Below are 18,061 nucleotides of genomic sequence, written 5' to 3' on the forward strand. Positions count from 1 at the left end.
ACATCTCGAATTATTTAAGCTTTTTAATTCGCTCAGTTTGACTGATCACATCCGTTAAGCGAATACCGAATTTATCGTTTACCACCACCACTTCACCGTGAGCGATAAGCGTGCCATTGACCATCACATCTAACGGTTCACCAGCGACTCTATCTAACTCAACCACAGAACCTTGGTTAAGTTGTAATAAATTTCGAATACTAATATAGCTACGGCCCACTTCCATCGAAATGGTGACAGGAATATCTAAAATTGTATCTAACTTAGCCGCTTCAGCCTTAGAAATAGGTCTTGAATCATCAACCAGCTCATCGAGTTCAATTGCGTTGGCTTCTTCTAACGCTTGTTCTGCCATTGCTGCAGCCCAATCATCCGTATCGTCTGTGCTCATCTTACTTCACCTTATAATTCTGATATATCACGAGATTTACCCTTACGCGTCACCAATTGCAGCTCAGATTTAACTGTCTCTGGCCGAGGGATTTTCTCACATATTTTAAGCGCTAGGTTATCTCTAGAACGGCCCATTTTACAACGATATGTCGGTAAATCCTCGATTTTCATCATGATAAACTCGGGTAACTCAATCGGAATAATATCGCCCGCTTTAAAATTCATGACCTCTTTGAGCGTTAATTCATGTTCAACAATATTGGCATCGAACCCGACCTTCACATCCATGATTTCATCGTGTAATGCCTGTGACCAACGCATATCAGTATCTTGCTTGTCACTTTGCACCCCCGCATCGAGTAACTCTCGGATAGGTTCAATCATGGAGTAAGGCATAGTGATATGAAAATCACCACCGCCTCCATCGACTTCAATATGGAATGAATTAATCACCACAACTTCGGTAGGACTAACAATGTTCGCCATGGCGGGATTGACTTCAGAGTCCAAATAATCAAACTCAACATCCATTACGGGCGCCCAAGCATCTTTATAATCTTCAAATATAATCTTAAGCAGTAACTGCACGATTCGTCTTTCTGTCGGCGTAAATTCTCGCCCTTCAATCTTGGCATGGAAACGCCCATCGCCACCAAAGAAGTTATCCACCAGGATAAATACCAGTCGCGCTTCCATGGTGATCAATGCTGTGCCTTTGAGTGGGCTAAAACGCACCATATTCAAGCTAGTAGGAACAAAAAGCGTATGTACGTACTCACCAAACTTGAGCATCTGTACACCGTTGATCGACACTTCGGCCGCTCGGCGCATCATATTAAACATGCTGATGCGCAAATGGCGCGCAAAACGCTCATTCACGATTTCCAGCGTCGGCATACGCCCACGAACTATTCGATCTTGGGAAGAGAAATCGTAGGAACGGGCATCTTCTCCAACAGCGTCAATTTCGTCATCATCGACGTCATCAACCCCGTGCAATAGCGCATCAATTTCGTCTTGGCTTAATAAATCACTCACTATATTGCCTTCGCCTCTTTTGGTGCTGAAGTTAAAGGGTTATTGCATTACAAAACCGGTAAATAGTACTTTCTCGACAACCTTACGCCCAGTTACTGACTGTAGAGTATTTTGCACACTCAAAAGTGCTAACTGCCGTAACTCATCTTTCCCCGCTTGCGTGCTGAGCTTTTGCACATCTGCACCACTAAAGGTCGTTAAAAGCGCATCTTCAATCAGCGGAATATGTTTTTGTGTTAGCACATCATCATCGGTACCACGCACCATAAGCTGCACTTTAATCTCAACTAAACGAGCCCTATCAGGCCCTGGTAAGTTGAATAAAAAAGGACGTGGCATAGGCACGTATGATGCGGTAGCTACTTCTCCTGATGCAGGTACTTCAGCCTGAACAGCACTATCTGCTGCTACGGCGGGAACCTCTTCGGTACTGCTTCCCATAAAGAACCAGACACCGCCACCGATTAACAGCGCGACTAAAACGCCCACACCAGCAAAAATAAATAGTTTCTTCTTACTCTTAGGCTCTTCAGTACTTTCAAGTTCTAACGATTCTTCCTTAGCCATCACTATTCTCTTTAATTTAGGCGGAAACTCATTACAGTTTTATTTGAAACGTAATTATGTCAGTCATTGCTATAGGTTACCTGCTTAAGCGTAATAATCTATACCTGAAGTTACACTAATCGCTTGATTTAAACCTAAATGTAACTCTTCTGCCGAGATTTCATCCATATCAGCCGCATTTGAACTGCCGCCATCACCGAAACTACCTTCCCGACGCTCACCTTGATCGCCTTGAGAAACATGGCTGTCAGCCAACTGCATCCCTTGCTCTTGCAATAACTCACGTAATCTTGGCATAGCTTGTTCAACCAGATCGCGCGTTTGCGGCTGAGTAACATGGAACTGTACTTGGGTTTGGTCGCCATGCACTTGGATCTTTACCAACATATGCCCAAGCTCAGGGGGATCGAGCCGGATTTCCGCATGTTGGATGCCTTGACTCACCATAGTAATCAATTGCTGCTTCATCACAGGTGAAAATCGTTGGATCATCTCCTGCATTTGGTTTTGCTGTTCTACTCCTTGACGCAATGACAGCTGAACTTGCATGGTTTCTTGGCGATTTAATTGTGACATCGAGAGTGTCTGTATGGATGATGTCGACTTAAGTTCTGAGAAAGTATTACTACTATCATCCATAAAACTTTCGTCTCTGGGAATATCCATCGCAACCGTCAATTTAGCATCTTTCAGTAATAGGTTAGCAGCCAAATCGGAATTGGGGCTCCCATCAAGATCACTTTCTGTTACAGATGTTGTATCTAATGGTTCAGATGAAATTGAAGAGCCTAAGGTATTCAGGTCGAAAGTATTTCCCGAGGTCGCGATATTACCCGTATTGAGACTATTCACTGTAGAGCTACTAGTCGTTGCTTTTGCCGCAGTGTTGGTTGCCGACTTTATCGTTGCACTGTTCGCTAAGCCCGCTTGATTAATCACAGCATTAAGTGTGACCTCATTCTCAACTAAAGACTCATCTATACTCACCCCGACTTCAGTGGCAGAGACAAGCTCAGTGTCTTCTAAAGGTAATTCTGAAGCGTCATCGGTCAAATTTGGATCAATCACAGCATCACTATCCGCTGACGCTTCAAGTATATTTGGGTCTATGGGAAGAATATGTACGAGTGACTTATCAGTCAAAGAAGATGGCTTCACGTCATCTGCGATTGAAATTGCTGCCATATCTGGGCTAGTAGAAACTAACTTTTGTAATTCAGCAGAAAAACCCGCTTCATCTATATCAGATGCCAGTTCAATCTCAGCAAAAACAGTAGAAACAGTAGATGCCAATGCTGAATCAGCAGAAACAGCAGAAACAGTAGGTGCCAATGTTGAATTATCAGGAACAGTAGGTGCCAATGCTGAATCAGCAGAAATAGTAGAGGCCAATGCTGAATCGGCAGAAACAGTAGAGGCCAATGCTGAATCAGTAGAAACAGTAGATGCCAATGTTGAATCAGTAGAAACAGTAGAAACAGTAGATGCCAATGTTGAATTATCAGAAACAGTAGATACCAATGCTGAGCTGGTTAATAAAGCTGGTGAAGTATCAATATTTTCTTCACCAGTTATATCTTCTTCAGCATTTAAAAATGCTAGCGGCAAACTATCTCCATCTGATGCCGTTTTCTTCATATCATTTGCCATGCTAATTTGGGCAAAAATGAGATTTACGTCGGCGTCATCAGTTGATATATCGTCATCTTTTACTTTATCAGCAGAGGTAACCTGCACAGCATCATCAGTGTTAGCAATGGTTTTTTTAGACGCAGAAATAGAAAATGAGCTAGCGGTGACTGACGCAAGTGTAGATGAAAAGTCTTCATTATTAGACTCTTGGGAAGATGTCTTAGCGGAGTTGGCCGCAGAGTTGCCTGTTTTACTTAACAGGATATTGGTCATTTGTTGCATAAGTGCTCCCAAACATCACCCAGCAAAAAAAGAAAATGGCTAGGTAGAAACGTCAATTAAACACTGCGGTTGCAGGGTCATGGACTAAACCAAAGCAAATAAGATGCCAAAACATGAGGTTTTACGACAGCATATCGAAAAGAATTAACTCTGAGAGGTGTCGAATTGATGCTTATGCCATCAATACAAAAAGACTAAAGAGCCTATCCGGCTCGCGAGCGGTAAAGATGCCTATCATTTCACTAACGTTGATGACGGCGATAAAATTGTTGGGAAGCAAATTCATCGGTCATTTTCTGCTCTCTTTTTTGTTCAACAACTTGGCGCTTCTTCTCTTTACTCGCTAACAGTAATTCCACTGCCTTACGTTTTTTCTGTTTTTCCAACCAATGCTGTTGTCGATATTCTTTTTGTTTTTCACCGTCGGCCACAACGCGATTTTGCTGAGTAATAGCGTCATCAATCTGACGAATAAAGCGATGAAACTGGTGATAGTGACTGGCACTAATGGCTTGACCTTGCTGGGATTGCATTTGCTTCATGTATTCTAAGCGATAGTTATTGAGTGCACTGAGTTGATTCAACCGCTTTTGACACTCTAACTGCGCCGACTTTAACAATAACGCCGCTTGTTCTTCGGCATCATTGGCGAGCTTTAACACTAACAACAAGGGATCGGCGTTAGCCATACTAGACCTCGATTAATTCGATGACGCCATTATTTGCACTGTGCAGCAAGTTGCCCAAGCATGACTTGGCTATCGGCAAAGCTAAATGCATCACGCATGGTTTGTCGCAAAAAAGCATTCATTGCTGGCTGCAGTCGTATCGCATTATCAATGCGAGGATCGCTTCCTTGGGCATAGGCCCCAATAGAAATCAAATCTCGATTTTGCTGATACAAAGAATAGGTTTGTTTCACGCGGCGCATCGCCTCCAAATGTTCATTGGAGATCACCATAGGCGCGACTCGGCTAATAGAAGCTTCAATATCAATCGCAGGATAGTGCCCCGAATCCGCAAGCGAACGTGACAAGACAATGTGACCATCGAGGATCGCCCGCGAAGCATCGGCAATGGGATCCTGTTGATCGTCCCCTTCCGTCAACACAGTATAAAATGCCGTAATTGAACCTTGCCCGGGGCCACCGTTTCCGGCGCGCTCAACTAAACGTGGCAATTTTGCAAACACAGAAGGCGGATAACCTTTAGTCGCAGGCGGTTCACCCACAGCCAAAGCAATTTCACGCTGCGCTTGGGCGTAGCGTGTTAAACTGTCCATAAGCAATAAAACGTTATAGCCTAAATCGCGAAAGTATTCGGCAATACGAGTCGAGGTTTCACAGGCGCGAAGGCGCATCAGAGGCGATGTATCCGCAGGCGCAGCAACAACGACTGAACGCGCTCGACCCTTCTCACCAAGAATTTCCTCAATAAACTCTTTCACTTCCCGGCCACGCTCACCCACTAGCCCAACCACAATAATGTCGGCGGTAGTACCGCGAGTCATCATACCTAAGAGCACACTCTTACCTACACCTGAGCCCGCAAACAAGCCCATACGTTGGCCTTTGCCCACGGTCAGCATAGCGTTGATAGCGCGAACGCCAACGTCCAGCGGTTCAGTAATAGCACGGCGGGATAAGGGATTAATGGCGGCGCTATGTCTTGGTGCTTGTTGATCGGTCTGCAACGCGCCTAAACCATCTAAAGGCACACCGTTACCATCGAGTACGCGTCCTAGCAGGGATAAACCAACATTGAGTCCAGTTTGTTCCCCCAAAGGCACAACCCGCGCACCGGGCAATACACCACGTAATTCTTCAATGGGCATTAAATATAATAGTTCGCCATCAAACCCGACCACCTCGGCGATTAACTCGCCCGCCATGGTTTCGATCGAACATAAACTGCCCACAGGCGCACGGCAACCGCTTGCTTCTAAGGTTAAGCCGACAACACGCACCAGTTGACCACTGGCCACAGCGCGAAATGGCGGCACCTTACCCTGATGATGATTAAGTCTATTCAGCAGTTGATGTTGGCGATTTTGCATCTGATTTTGCCTCTAATTGCTCACCTGTGTTTGAGGCAGATTGTATATCCTCAGCATGTTGAGAAACCGTATCGACAACCTGATCATCAAGCTCTGATCCCACAGCCTCAGAAGCAGCAACGTGTTTAGCGGTATCTTCAACCTCTATCGCCTCTTGCAATTGACGCTGCTTGTCACTTAAGTGAGCATGTTGGTTCCGTAAAGACTCAAACACAGCATCAATACGCGATGCGAGGGTCAAATCGACTAAAGAACGATGACTACTGAGAATACAGTCACCTGGGCTTAAGGAAGGGTCAACTTCAAGTTCCCACTTACTGCGGGTCAATTGAGCGCTGGAATAAAGTTGTTCGACTAAAATAACATCGTCAGGATGCAAGCGGATTGTGACTGTTTGTTCTTTTATCGGCAGTGATTCTATACCTAAGCGCAATGCCGAAAGCACTTGTTCTGGATGAGTTTTTAATTCGTGGCCAATGACAGATTTCGCTAATGTCATACTCAGGTTCAGTAGCGAAAGTTCAATATCGCCATCGAGCAATTGCAATGGTTTTTCAAATTGAGCTAATAAGGTTTCAAAACGCGAGAGCAATATTTTTGCTTGGGCTAAACCGGTTTCTAATCCTTGCTCATGCCCTTGGGCGAGCCCTTCAGTATGGCCCTGCTCTAACCCTTCTAAACGCCCTTTTTCTAGCCCTTGCTCATACCCTTGCTGCTTACCCTCGCTAAAGCCTTCTTCTTCGGCTTGGGCGCGAATGTCTTCAATCTCAGCCATAGTCGGTGGAGAAACACTTTCCACTGTAGTCGACTTAGCGGCTTGATGATTCGAATGGCCGAACAGATTTGAGATAGAATCATCATCGGCTTCAGTCACATCTGGCAGCGCCCAGTGACTAAATTCGACATCTCCTTCGCTCAAGACCTTATTCAACAATTTATTGTCGCTCGGATTAGAGGAACTCATCGCCACCACCGCCGCCTAACATGATTTCGCCGCTGTCACTTAAGCGACGAGCAATAGACAGGATTTCTTTTTGGGCGACTTCCACTTCACTGATACGGATTGGGCCCATAGCTTCAAGATCATCACGCAATAATTCAGCGGCACGTTTTGACATGTTACCCAATATTTTTTCTTTCAGCTGATCATCTGTGCCTTTGAGCGCCTTCATCAGTACATCTTGCTGCACTTCACGCAACAGGGCTTGAATACCGCGGTCATCGACATCGATTAAGTTTTCAAATACAAACATCAAATCTTGGATTTGCTGCGCCATTTCTTCATCAGACTCGCGCATGGTTTCCATCAACTGGCTTTCGATACCCGTGTCTAAGTAGTTCATTATGTTGGCGGCCGCTTTTAAGCCACCCATTTTCGCAGCCTGGGCGCCACCTTGACCGGCAAACTGTTTCTCCATGATGTCATTCAGCTCTTGCAATGCAGCGGGCTGCACTTCTTCAAGATTGGCAATACGCATCATCAAGTCTAAGCGGGTATTCTCAGGGAATTGACCAAAAATTTCCGCCGCTTGATCGGGTTCTAAATAAGACAGCACAATGGTTTGGATCTGTGGATGTTCGTTTTGAATAATGGTCGCCACTTGGCGTGCATCCATCCACTTCAACGAGTCCAAACCTTTAGCACCACTGCCCATGATAATCTGTTCAATCAGATTACCCGCTTTATCTTCACCCAGCGCAGCGGTTAAGGCTTTACGGACGAACTCTTCACTGTTGAAACCAATTGAAGAATACTTTTGAATATCATCAAGAAACAGCTTATGTACCCCGATAACTTTTTCCTGACCAAACTCATCCATTGCCGCCATGGCCATACCCACTTTTTGCACTTGCTTCGGCTCTAAGTGTTTTAAAATGGATGCAGCATCAGCCTCACTCAAACTGAGGAGTAAAATAGCGGTCTTTTCAACGCCACTAATATCTTTGATATTAAAGGCAGGTGCGGCCGCAGGAGCCACTTCTTTCGTTTTATTCTCAGCCATTGTCTTGTAACCAGTTTTTCACGACTTGAGTAGAGAGCTCAGGCTCATTCGCCACGAGCGCACGGATAGCTTTAATCATATCATCATCTTTGTGAAGATTAGGGATATGAATTGAACCATCGTCAGCATAACTGTATTCCGCCTCTTGAGTATTGAGCATCCCTAGCGTATCAGCCGCATATTGGTCCTCAATTTCTGCTAATTCATTACCTAATCTGCCATCCTCAGGCATATTCACACTGTCAGGATAGATTAAGCGTTTCAGCATAGGACGTACCACAGCTAAAATCAGCACCAAAATCACTAGCGCACCAATACCAAGCTTAATCGCACGCCAAAACCAAGGTTGCTCCCAAAGCTCAGGTGCGGGTAAATCTTCAACCAATTGATCCATAAAGGGAACGGTTACCACTTCCAGCACATCACCCCGTTGTGAGCTAAAACCAACCGCGCCTTCAAGCAAACGACGGATATTGGTCAGTTCTTGTTCGGTACGGGCAACACGGGCTACTTGACCATTTTCCCCAGCGGCGCCAGGTTTAAAGTCCACCGCGACTGACACACTAATACGGCGCACTGCACCAACTTGCTGGCGGGTATGGCTAATGGTGGTATCTAATTCAAAGTTACGGGTCGCTTCGCGGTGCGAATTACCTGCGGTGACAGACTCGGTCGCTTTAGTCGCATCTTCTGGAATATTTGACTCCATTGGCGGTTGATTGGATAACGCGCCAGGGATCCCACCAGAAGAGCCGCCAGTGGTGTTATTTTCAACTGTCATTTCACTGCGCAGTGCCGGTAAATCAGGGTTAAAACGCTTTGATGTTTGCTCAACAGCAGTAAAATCCATACTGACGTCGACTTGAGAGGTAAAATTATCAGGACCTAGAATTGGCACCAGAATCGATTCAATCTTAGTGCGATATTCAGCTTCTTTTTGCTGTACTAATTCAAGTTCACGCCGAGCCGTCGCAGACGCGCCATCTTGGCTACCCGAGTTCAATAAACGGCCGTTAGAGTCAGTTACCGTCACCCTTGATGGTTCTAAACCTTGTACTGCAGAAGCAACAATATCGACGATAGCATCGACTTCACCTTGGCCTAAACCACCGCGACGGGTATTGATCACCACAGTTGCACTCGGTTTAGAGGCATTGCGGGCGAAGACGTTTTCTTTAGGTAACGCAAGAATGACTTTGGCACGGCTGACACTTTGTAGTTGCTCAATCGCACGGGCGAGGTTTTCTTCTTGGCTATGCTTAAGACGAGCTTGTTCCATGCGTTGGCTGACACCAAAGCCACTGTCTTTATTCAAAAAATCTTGGTTGGCTGCAGGACTGTCGATACCAGCACGGCTCAACATCATTTTGACTTCTTGATATTTATCTTCAGGAACTTTGATAACGTCCACGTCGATTTGGTACTTAACTTTATTTTTATCAAGTACATCTAGCACTTGAACCATTTCCTGAGTTTCCATTTTACCCAATGGACGATACTCTGGCTCCTGCGCCCACAGCATGACAAATACCGCCAAGGCTAAACAAATCGCTAAGGCTAAAATCATAGTCACTTGGCGCATCATATCGACACCGCCAAGATTTCCCATCATTCCTGACTTATGTTCTTGCTGGACACCTTGGTCAGCTAAACCGGAATTGGATCCGACAATCATTTCTGTACTCACGATTCGTACCTGCTAATTGGGTTATTCACTGGCCTAGACAGGCATGCTCATTATTTCTTTGTAGGCTTCGACAAGCTTATTACGCACTTGCACTGTCGCCTCGAAAGCAACACTCGCTTTCTCACGGGCAATCACAGTGTCTGATAAAGAAACGGTAGTATCACCCATCTCTAAACGTGTCGCGAGGTTTGACGATGCGGACTGTAAGCCGCTGACATTGCCGACGGCTTGCGATAGCAACTGACCGAAGTCTGCACCACTGGTGTTATTCACTTGCTGCATGATATTTGGCTGAACGCCAAACGACGGCGTTATTTCGCCTTGGAGTTTCTGCATTTCCTGCAGGAATGAATTTGCGCCTATTTGCATGCTGAGCTCCCAGTCGTCGAATTCTTGACGATCAAAATACCGATAACGGGACAATGCAAAATAACGGCCAAGTTTTCAGATGGTCGTGATTGATAATAAATTGACGGGATAAGAAGATGCCAATATCTAAGGATTTTGGATGAAATGGGCCACTTTTGCGGTTGTGTTTTTTAATAAATACAGCCTCACACTCAATGTGGAGGCTGCGGGATGATAACTTGAATTTATAGACTAATTTGGCAGTTGGATCCCCATATCACGCATCCTTGCCATCTTGTATCTTAGGGTTCGTGCGCTAATTCCTAGCTTTTCGGCGACTAACTTACGACTTCCTTGGCATTGATTAAGGGTCTCTAAAATAATCACATGTTCTTGAGCTTTGAGCTCTTCACCTAAACCGTCTGGCTCAGAAGAAAATGGGTCTAGATCTTCACCGCTTAAAATCACATCCTGCGCATCGATAATAATGTCATTGGCAGTGATCAATTGACCGGCTCTTAATATCAAAGCACGCTGGATCACATTGTCGAGTTCACGTACGTTCCCAGGCCAGCGATGACTCAATAAACGTCGACGCGCATTCTCATCCAACTCAGGCACATCGGCAACATTCAATGCCTTAGCATGTTTAGCCAGTAAATGACGCGCAAGAGGTAAAATATCTGCAGGACGTTGACTTAACGCAGGCCAAGCTAAAGGAAATACGTTAATTCGATAGTAGAGATCTTCCCTAAATCCGCCAGCTGCGACCACTGCCTTTAAATCACGATTGGATGTGGCAAGCACGCGCACATCCAATTTAATGGTTTTACGGCCACCTAAACGCTCAACTTCACGCTCTTGCAAAACCCGCAACAACTTAGCTTGTAAGCCTAAATCCATCTCAGAGATTTCATCGAGCAGCAAAGTGCCACCTTGAGCCTGCTCAAATTTCCCCGGACACGCTTGATAAGCCCCCGTAAATGCCCCCTTTTCATAACCAAAAAGGGTGGCTTCGAGCATGTTCTCAGGAATAGCGGCACAGTTAATGGCCACAAAGGCTTGATTAGCACGGCTACTGTGTTGATGAATATAACGGGCCAAAACCTCTTTACCCGAACCGCTAGGACCTAAGATCATGACAGAGGCATCAGAAGCGGCAACCCGTTGAGCCAGTGCTAATAAGGCTAAACTTTTTTCATCAGCGACGACGGGCTGATCCACATTTTGTTTTAATGGCAAATAGCGTGAGACTTGATTGAGTAACACTTCTGGTGCAAAAGGTTTGGCTAAATAATCAACAGCACCTAATTTTATAGCGTTCACCGCGCTACCAATAGTCGCGTAGGCCGTCATCAACAGCACTGGCAACTTAGGATGATGCTGCTGCAGGTAGTTCAATAAACCTAAACCACCAATACCTTGCATCTGCACATCGCTAATAACTAAATCAAACTGATGTTGTTTCAAGGCTAAAATAGCGTCTTCACCGGAGGCAACATCAACACACTCATACTGAGCCAGCATTAAAGTATCCAACAAGGCTTCACGTAATGAAGCATCATCCTCAACGAGCAATAACTTTGCTTCAGACATGGGTAATCTCCAAAGGTAATATCACCGCGGATTTAGCCCGTGGGAATACTAAAGACACAGTACAGCCTTTATTCGGTAAACAACTGAGTTGCAGTTGTCCTCCATGATTGCGCACCACAGATTGCACAACGGCTAACCCAAGCCCAGTTCCCTGCGACTTAGTCGTAAAGAAAGGTTCAAATACCTTCTGCTGCATAGTGGCGTCTAAGCCTTTGCCATTATCGATTACATCCAATAACAACCGTTCGCCCTCTTCCTTCGCTTGGATACGAATTTCAGTGGCTCCGGCTTCTATGCTGTTTATGACTAAATTATTGATCGCCGAGCTTAACGCATTAGAATTAGCTAACATCGAGCTGCTTGATGCATCATAAAATGACAAGTCACAGCCTTGCTTTGCCGCTATCGGCTCACAATTTGCCAAAACATTGTCGATAACCTCAGCCAATGAGATTAGATCTCCAAGTTCATCCTGACGGCCTTTCGCCATCAATAGCATGTCGTTAACCTGCCGCTCGAGTTCATTGAGTCTATCAACAAGTTTTTGCTGGAATTTCGCTTTAGCGGCATCGGATAACTTAGGACTAGCAAGATTTGAAGCATATAACAAAGCGGCTGATAAAGGCGTGCGCACCTGATGAGCCAAAGTTGCTACCATCTTGCCCAGTGCAGATAAACGTTGTAAATGGGAGATATTTTTCTGTAATAACCGAGTTTCAGTCAGATCAGTTAGCACAATTAATTGACCAGGCTCTGGCGTCAATGGCGTAATCGCTAATTTAACGCGGCGGCCATTACGCAGTGACACTTCGTGGCCATCATCGTCCTGCGGCGCAAAGGCACTGTGGATCACATCAATCCAGCGAACGCCACATAAGGAGCGCTCAAGTAACTCAACTGCTACCGGATTGGCATCCGTGACTATACCGTCGCCATTGATAATCACCACGCCGGATGGCATAGCCTGTAAAATATGCTCCATTCGATTGGACATATTCGCGGCCTCACGCAATTGGTTCCATTGTTTGCTAGTGTGCTTGAATGACTCAATTTGCGCTAGTGGGTTGGCTGACATAGTCACTCCGTCAAAAAATTGCTTATGACGGGGTGACTGCAGTATCTATGCCAAATTGGAAATTGAACTTTAGAGGTTAAAACAACTTATATAACAATAAAATAGAAAACTAATCTTTGGTCATTCCGTACTTACGCATTTTTTCTACAAGCGTTGTACGGCGTATTCCAAGCATTTCAGCAGCGCGAGCTACGACATTATCTTGTAGCTCTAGCGCCTGACGTATCATGTCTATTTCTAGTTCTGCTAACAAATCCTTAAGGTTCACACCTTCAGGCGGCAGCTCACTAGGGAAACGCGTTTCAGGGATTTCAACCGGCTCTTCATCGCTAAAGATAGAAGCTAAAGCATCACGTTCCTGTTGCTCTTCACTCATCTCTACACAATATTCGGGCACATCGATATGGCGATATTTGACAGGTAAATCGTTAACATCGACCAATCCACCCGGATATAAAATGGTGAGGCGTTCGACTAAATTAGACAGCTCGCGCACGTTGCCCGACCAAGCATGTTCTTTCAGCGACTCTATCGCACGCTGCGTAAAACGCACCTTACCACGGCCTTCGTTATAGACTCGGCTAACTAACTCTTGTAATAGCAAAGGCACATCGTCCTTGCGATCACACAACGCTGGCATTTCAATCGGGAATACGTTTAGGCGGTAATAAAGATCCTCACGGAACTCATTAACGCTGATCATGGTTTCTAAATCTCTATGTGTCGCAGCAACTACGCGTACATCAGCATTAATAGTCTTAGTACCACCAACGCGCTCAAATACCCGCTCTTGCAGCACACGGAGTAATTTAACTTGCATTTGTAGTGGCATGTCTCCTATTTCATCGAGAAATAGTGTACCACCTTCAGCTAATTCAAAACGGCCTTTACGAGAACAGATTGCCCCAGTAAATGACCCTTTCTCATGACCAAATAGCTCACTCTCTAATAACTCAGGCGGTATCGCACCACAGTTAACAGGGATAAATGGACCATCACGGCGCTCAGACAAATAATGGATATTACGGGCGACCACTTCTTTACCTGTACCTGATTGACCCAGAACAAGCACGGTTGCCTCAGATGTTGCTACTTGATTTATCAAGTGCCTCACATTCGCAATACCATCACTGCGTCCCACTAAGCTTCTGAATAACTTTGTTTGATTCGCACTAGTAGGGACTTGAGGCCGTTTAACTTGACCGAATACTTGGCAAAAGTGTAATAATTCAGTGAACTGAGGATACGTTAAAGGTTCTTCTATATGTCCAAGAATATTAGACACTTGCAGATCGTCAACATTGCCAAGCAACAGCATAGGTTGCCATGGATGTTGACCTGCGATGTTTTTAAGCCCATCAGCATCCATAACATCAGTTAGGATAACTAAAGCTCGAAAACGGGTATCTTGGAGGCTAGCACTTAATTTTTCGGTGTCAATTTGTACAAATTGCTCACCTAAAAAATCCAAAATGCAACACAGGCGATTTAATCGCTCTGATGGAGGGCCGATAAGTAAAATTCGTTGATCTGTTTGCATCATTCAGTAGGCCGTAAAGCTCTAATATGTATTAATTCGCATTAATTATTTATGATTAGTTGCTGTAAAAGCTTAACAAATTCAATGTAACAATCTGTGCCACCATCACTACTTGTGATGAATATTGTATTATCAGCAGACGAGAAGCAAGCCTCAGATGAGGTTTATGCCAAACTGAATTGATTTTAGTTCATTTACATCATGATTCTAGTCTAAAACGTCAATACTTTGACTTTTAGCCAAAAAAAAAGACGCAACCAGTGCGTCTATTTTTAATCACGAAATAAGATATTAACCCGCTTCAGAATGCGCAGAAATATTATGTTTATCTGCAGGAATTGCATCCCAACCTTCTTTGATAGTAAGTAAAATATCACATACATCATCAATCGCTTTCACATCATTATTTAGGTTAGCTTCAGAAATTCTACGCAACATAAAGTCATATAAATCACTCAAATTTCTAGCTATCTGGCCACCAGCATCCATATCTAAGCTATTGTTTAAACCAGTAATAATCCCAATAGCTTTGCCAATGTACATGCCTTTATTAGACAAGTCATTTTGTTCAATCGCAAGGCGACTTTGTGCTAAACGTTGTAGTGCCCCCGCAAACATAAGCTGAATAATACGATGTGGTGACGCAACAGTAATTTCACTCTCTAAAGACACCTTACGATACGATTGCAGTGATCCTCTCATAAACACCTACCTGTTTAAATCTATAGTCTCATAAACACTAATCTGGCGCTTATTCTTATTACCTGCATGTAATAATGTTTGTCTATCTGCCATAACAACACTTGCTTTACCTGTGTACTCTTGAGTAAGTTCAAGCTGATGTTGAAGATAATCAACATCTGTCATATTAGCATCAGCCACTAATACATTGAGTAAAATTTGACGCTCTCCAACCAGTACCTGCAAGTTCGACACCAACTCGTCAGATTGAGACTCTTCAGCAGGAAGCTGAGTCAGTTTATTTAAAATTTCACTCAAAAGGACATTAAGCTCATCGAGTTGTTTCACTTATACTCCCCTTACTCATTTATAATTTCACTATCGTTTTTTAACAGCTCCAGGAAGCGAATTCAAACGATCAACAAGACCACTGCTCTGTTGATTGAGTTGGCCAACAACAAGATCCATCGCATTAAATTGCTTAGTTAAACGCGCGGTTAACTGATCCATTTTAAGCTTAAAGGCTTCTCTTTGATCTGTGATTTGGCTTTGCTGATTAGTATATCCAGTTTGACGAGAATCAATTAGGCCACGTGACTTAACATAATTATCAGCAAGATCATTAAAACGATTAGCAAGCCCTTTATCGGGTGTCGAGAATAATGCCTCAACACTGGCCATATCTTCAGAGATGACTTTATTAAGTTTAGTGTCATCGACAGATAACTTACCATATCTATCTGTTTTTATACCAATATCATATAATGCTATCGAACTGCCGCTATCAGTTGGCACTCGTTCACTCGATATACTTCGGAGTTGCGATTCTATAGAACGGATCATTGAGTCGCCCTGTAATGCAGCTGCTGTTTTTTTCTCTTTATCATAGGACGACATTTTATCAACTGCTGTCGCTAAACTATTGTAGGCATCGACAAAAGCTTTCACATTTGTCTTTACTGCATCATCATCTTGTTCAATTTTTAACGTAGTCGTCTTAGAAACATCAGCATCAGCTAAGTTTAACGTCACCCCTGCAATAGCATTTTTAACTTCATTAGTTTGTGAGGTAACCTTCTGGTTATCAATATAAATAATTGCATTTTTAGCATCTTGAAGCGTGGAGATATTTCCAGCACCGAACATATCATTGAGTCCAGTTCCAGTAGTGTCATTAGCTGTAATGCTGATTTGATTGTCTTCACCTGACTTATCTGAACTAAAAATCAATCGACTGCCTGCATCACTGGTAATAACAGTTGCAGTTACGCCCGCATTATCTGGGGATTCGTTAACTTTCTTAGCAATCGCAGCAAGTGAATCGGTAGCCGAAACATCAATGGAGAAATTCTTACCATTGATGCCAAAAGCTAAGCTTCCTTCGCCAACAGGCAATGCAGGATCTACAACGTTTTTTCCAGCAATTTTATGATTTACCGCAAGTTGCTCAACTTTAATACCATAGCTACCCGCTTGAGCGGTCTTGTCTGTCGTTGCAGATAAATAAGTTTGATTACTAACAGACGTTTTACGTTGATTAAGAGCATCACCAGTTTGAAGTTTTTTTAGGGCATCTTGAAATGTAGACAATGCGCTTTTTAAGGTTCCCATGGCAGAAACTTTTGCTTTGATGCTATCTTCAGTGTTATTGAACATAGCTTCTTTCGGTGTTTTTTCAGCATCGACTAACACTTTAACAATGTTGCCAATATCCAAACCAGAACCGATACCCATCGCTGTTAATGCCATACAAACCTCTCACTCTTCAACTATCACTATTAGTAATGTGAAATCTACGCCTCTGTTTTCATCAGAAGCCCAGTGACTTCAGATAATTTTTCAGCTAGGGCTAATGCTTCTTCACTCGGCATCTGCCTAATGACATCACCAGTATCCCTGTCAAGTACAGTAACAACAGCTTGCCCCGAAGTTTCATCAACCTTAAATGCTAGCCCTTTACGCATCATAGACATCATATCAGATAGATCGGTAGCAACCTGATTCAACTTACTTGGGTCCTGTTCATTACTTATTGCACTCTGTTCCACGGTTTGGTCAATCGTCGATACCTCGGCATCCCGCTTTAACTCGACATCTGAAGCAGATGTTTTAAGCGGTGCTTGAGTTAAATCAACTTTATTGTGAACCATAGAAGATGAACTTGCTATATTGATATCCATAGCCATACCTCAGCAAATTAAGTAATTGTTCTAACACAACCTCACAAAACAATTACACTATAAAGCTTAATTAACCTATTAATGTGGCAAAGGGAGATCCGTTGCCGAACCTCCCTTATCACTTATCCGTATTGCTACTGAAGACTACAGCAGTGACAAGGCCACTTGAGGTAACTGGTTGGCTTGGGCCAACATTGCAGAACCCGTTTGTTGCAACACTTGGTTCTTGGTCATTTGTGATGTTTCTTTCGCGAAATCCACATCAACAATTCGGCTCTTCGCATCAGCAACGTTTGCTTGAGTATTCGCACTGTTACTGATGTTGTGTGCTAAACGGTTTTGAATCGCACCGAGTTCTGCGCGTTGGGTATCAATCGTTTTAATGGCTTTATCAATCGCCACGAGCGATGTTGAGCGGCCTCCTGCAGTAGAAAGACTTAAAGCGCTAACTGATAAAGATGTTTTATCAGTTTTCTTCACCTTTACAGTCACATCTTCAGTTCTTTGATGACCAACTTGGAATTTTTTCCCTGCAGAGAACTCACCTTGCATTAATTTAGTCGTACCGAACGCCGTCGTTTTTCCAATATTATCAATTTCAGTAGCTAGCTCATCTATTTCAGATTTTAGCGCTTTAATGTCGTCGGTACTGTTTGAACCGTTTTCAGCTTGCACTGTCAAGTCACGCATACGTTGCAGCATATTAGTCTGTTCTTGCATCGCGCCTTCGGCAATCTGTGCGATTGAGATTGCATCGTTAGCGTTACGCATGCCGACTTCAAGGCCGCGTACTTGACTATTCAGACGGTTAGAAATGGCTAGACCGGCAGCATCGTCTTTGGCACTGTTAATACGCAGACCACTGGATAAACGTTCCATTGATGTGGCCAAACCGCCAGCTGATGTATTTAAGTTCTTTTGCGCTTTTAAAGATGTGACGTTCGTGTTTACTGTAATGGCCATGATTCGTTTCCTCTTTATAC

General features: G+C 43.9%; 18 protein-coding genes and 1 pseudogene. 1 reads left to right on the plus strand and 18 read right to left on the minus strand.

Translation table 11 applies throughout. The features are described 5' to 3' along the window. Positions 1 to 10 precede the first annotated feature (10 nt). The 4 genes and pseudogenes from fliN to L5M11_RS23925 form a co-directional block, all read right to left on the minus strand. Positions 11 to 391, minus strand: a complete 381-nt coding sequence (gene fliN, locus L5M11_RS00835) for a flagellar motor switch protein FliN (protein WP_028761182.1) — start codon at positions 389 to 391, stop codon at positions 11 to 13. 11 nt (positions 392 to 402) lie between these two features. Next, entirely contained in the window at positions 403 to 1,431 is a 1,029-nt protein-coding gene (gene fliM / locus L5M11_RS00840; RefSeq protein ID WP_105251943.1) for a flagellar motor switch protein FliM, read from the minus strand. A gap of 39 nt (positions 1,432 to 1,470) precedes the next feature. Beyond that, on the minus strand, positions 1,471 to 1,998 hold the full coding sequence (fliL, locus tag L5M11_RS00845) for a flagellar basal body-associated protein FliL (protein WP_028761184.1): 528 nt from the start codon (positions 1,996 to 1,998) through the stop codon (positions 1,471 to 1,473). Between the two features lie 84 nt (positions 1,999 to 2,082). Next, positions 2,083 to 2,559 (minus strand): annotated as a pseudogene (locus L5M11_RS23925) (flagellar hook-length control protein FliK); the annotation flags it as partial. A gap of 547 nt (positions 2,560 to 3,106) precedes the next feature. On the opposite strand from L5M11_RS23925, the gene L5M11_RS00855 reads away from it, so the two are divergent. Then, positions 3,107 to 3,955, plus strand: a complete 849-nt coding sequence (locus L5M11_RS00855) for a hypothetical protein (RefSeq protein ID WP_263191068.1) — start codon at positions 3,107 to 3,109, stop codon at positions 3,953 to 3,955. 199 nt (positions 3,956 to 4,154) lie between these two features. On the opposite strand, the gene fliJ is transcribed toward L5M11_RS00855, so the two are convergent. The 14 genes from fliJ to L5M11_RS00925 all read right to left on the minus strand — a co-directional run bounded on the left by fliJ (position 4,155) and on the right by L5M11_RS00925 (position 18,041). Beyond that, on the minus strand, positions 4,155 to 4,601 hold the full coding sequence (gene fliJ / locus L5M11_RS00860) for a flagellar export protein FliJ (protein ID WP_006082402.1): 447 nt from the start codon (positions 4,599 to 4,601) through the stop codon (positions 4,155 to 4,157). Between the two features lie 29 nt (positions 4,602 to 4,630). Continuing rightward, positions 4,631 to 5,968, minus strand: a complete 1,338-nt coding sequence (gene fliI, locus L5M11_RS00865; protein WP_028761187.1) for a flagellar protein export ATPase FliI — start codon at positions 5,966 to 5,968, stop codon at positions 4,631 to 4,633. Continuing rightward, a complete protein-coding gene (fliH, locus tag L5M11_RS00870) occupies positions 5,937 to 6,932 on the minus strand; it encodes a flagellar assembly protein FliH (RefSeq protein WP_263139365.1) in 996 nt (331 codons plus the stop codon). The genes fliI and fliH overlap by 32 nt, the downstream gene beginning before the upstream one ends. Beyond that, a complete protein-coding gene (gene fliG, locus L5M11_RS00875; protein ID WP_028761189.1) occupies positions 6,919 to 7,971 on the minus strand; it encodes a flagellar motor switch protein FliG in 1,053 nt (350 codons plus the stop codon). The genes fliH and fliG overlap by 14 nt, the downstream gene beginning before the upstream one ends. Continuing rightward, positions 7,964 to 9,646 carry a flagellar basal-body MS-ring/collar protein FliF gene (fliF, locus tag L5M11_RS00880; protein ID WP_263139440.1) on the minus strand — a complete coding sequence of 561 codons (1,683 nt, stop codon included), beginning with the start codon at positions 9,644 to 9,646 and terminating at the stop codon, positions 7,964 to 7,966. The genes fliG and fliF overlap by 8 nt, the downstream gene beginning before the upstream one ends. 45 nt (positions 9,647 to 9,691) lie before the next feature. After that, the gene (gene fliE / locus L5M11_RS00885) at positions 9,692 to 10,027 is read right to left on the minus strand and encodes a flagellar hook-basal body complex protein FliE (RefSeq protein ID WP_028761191.1); all 336 of its coding nucleotides are present in this window, start codon (positions 10,025 to 10,027) and stop codon (positions 9,692 to 9,694) included. A gap of 231 nt (positions 10,028 to 10,258) precedes the next feature. Beyond that, on the minus strand, positions 10,259 to 11,602 hold the full coding sequence (locus tag L5M11_RS00890) for a sigma-54-dependent transcriptional regulator (protein ID WP_028761192.1): 1,344 nt from the start codon (positions 11,600 to 11,602) through the stop codon (positions 10,259 to 10,261). Beyond that, complete coding sequence (locus tag L5M11_RS00895; protein WP_263191070.1) at positions 11,595 to 12,677, minus strand: sensor histidine kinase; 1,083 nt, start codon at positions 12,675 to 12,677, stop codon at positions 11,595 to 11,597. The genes L5M11_RS00890 and L5M11_RS00895 overlap by 8 nt, the downstream gene beginning before the upstream one ends. Positions 12,678 to 12,786: 109 nt before the next feature. Further along, positions 12,787 to 14,220 carry a sigma-54 dependent transcriptional regulator gene (locus L5M11_RS00900; protein ID WP_317629857.1) on the minus strand — a complete coding sequence of 478 codons (1,434 nt, stop codon included), beginning with the start codon at positions 14,218 to 14,220 and terminating at the stop codon, positions 12,787 to 12,789. Between the two features lie 288 nt (positions 14,221 to 14,508). Continuing rightward, positions 14,509 to 14,919, minus strand: coding sequence for a flagellar export chaperone FliS (gene fliS, locus L5M11_RS00905; RefSeq protein WP_263191071.1), 411 nt, complete (start codon positions 14,917 to 14,919; stop codon positions 14,509 to 14,511). A 6-nt stretch (positions 14,920 to 14,925) separates the two neighbouring features. Then, complete coding sequence (locus L5M11_RS00910; RefSeq protein ID WP_263191072.1) at positions 14,926 to 15,246, minus strand: flagella biosynthesis chaperone for FliD, FliT; 321 nt, start codon at positions 15,244 to 15,246, stop codon at positions 14,926 to 14,928. Between the two features lie 30 nt (positions 15,247 to 15,276). Beyond that, entirely contained in the window at positions 15,277 to 16,647 is a 1,371-nt protein-coding gene (fliD, locus tag L5M11_RS00915; protein ID WP_263191074.1) for a flagellar filament capping protein FliD, read from the minus strand. 44 nt (positions 16,648 to 16,691) lie between these two features. After that, positions 16,692 to 17,078 (minus strand): flagellar protein FlaG, encoded by a 387-nt coding sequence (locus L5M11_RS00920; protein WP_263191076.1) that lies wholly within the window; start codon positions 17,076 to 17,078, stop codon positions 16,692 to 16,694. A gap of 144 nt (positions 17,079 to 17,222) precedes the next feature. Further along, positions 17,223 to 18,041, minus strand: coding sequence for a flagellin (locus tag L5M11_RS00925; RefSeq protein WP_263191078.1), 819 nt, complete (start codon positions 18,039 to 18,041; stop codon positions 17,223 to 17,225). Between the last annotated feature and the right edge of the window lie 20 nt (positions 18,042 to 18,061).

It is taken from the genome of Shewanella sp. SM87 (genome assembly GCF_025653705.1).
GTDB classification, from domain to species: Bacteria; Pseudomonadota; Gammaproteobacteria; order Enterobacterales; family Shewanellaceae; genus Shewanella; species Shewanella oncorhynchi.